Origin of the sequence: Salipiger sp. 1_MG-2023, assembly GCF_030547555.1 — a bacterium.
GTDB lineage: Bacteria > Pseudomonadota > Alphaproteobacteria > Rhodobacterales > Rhodobacteraceae > Salipiger.
This window is the reverse complement of the sequence record NZ_JAUOQN010000173.1, coordinates 1-939: the sequence shown is the minus strand read 5'-3', so window position 1 is coordinate 939 and position 939 is coordinate 1. Positions and strand designations below refer to the sequence as shown.

1 pseudogene is annotated in these 939 nt (G+C 57.9%); it reads right to left on the bottom strand.

Annotation, left to right across the window (positions count from 1 at the left end):
* Window positions 1-182 precede the first annotated feature (182 nt).
* Window positions 183-862 (bottom strand): annotated as a pseudogene (locus tag Q4543_RS24445) (IS5 family transposase); the annotation flags it as partial.
* Window positions 863-939: the final 77 nt, after the last annotated feature.

Below are 939 nucleotides of genomic sequence, written 5' to 3'. Positions count from 1 at the left end.
AACGGCATCAAGCCATCAACACAAGATCAGGCCGCCGCTTGATGACCGCCCAAACACCAGATTTGACAATAGCTCCACATGCACTGCCGGGCAGTGGACGGCGCCGTGAGACTTGCGCGTATCGTAGGCGCCATCCATTGCCCTGCAGGCGATTGCGCGGCAATCTGCCGGAAGGGGGTGATGACCGATCCTATCTCCACGTCGGCAGGGATCTGGCACAGCAACTCTGGCAATATCGGAGCATCATCAACGCTGCTGCCGGTGATTTCGATAGCACGGATTTCCGGCGTCTTTTCGTCGATGCCAAGGTGGATCTTGCGCCAAAGCCGGCGTTTCGCGCCGCCCATTGCCCGCCAGGACATGCTTGCATATGTGAGAGGGATGCTTCCGGGCGTGCCACTTACGACCCGGCAATGGTTTGCTTGCAAATCATGAGAGGGCGCCCTCGATTGATACCGGTGTTATCGATCAAAAGGTTCAATGGGCTTTTGAGCCACGATAGGGGATGTTAACGGCCAAGGACTGCTGACGCCGGCCCGGGGTGCTGAAGTCCGGCACTGCGCGGTCGAGCCCGACCAGACGCAGGAGGCTCTCGACGAATTCCGTAGTCTGTCGAAGAGCCATGCCGAACAAGACTTTCAAGGTCAGGCACGTCTGGATAGCGGCATCACTATACGGAGGCTGCCGGCCTCGCTTGCCGGTCGGCGGAGGCGTCCAGGCCATCTTTGGATCGAACCACCCTCTCACACATGCAAGCATGTGCTGTCGGTCAAGGGATCGACAAATAGCCGCGCTGCTTCAATGCTTCGTTGTAGCTCGGCCAGTTCTTGGTAATATATCTCGGTGGTATGGGGCTGCTCATAGAGGCTCTGTTGCACAAAGCCTGTGAGGGATTCACCTTGCGAATCCAGTGCGATAACTGGAGGGGATGAGCAGACC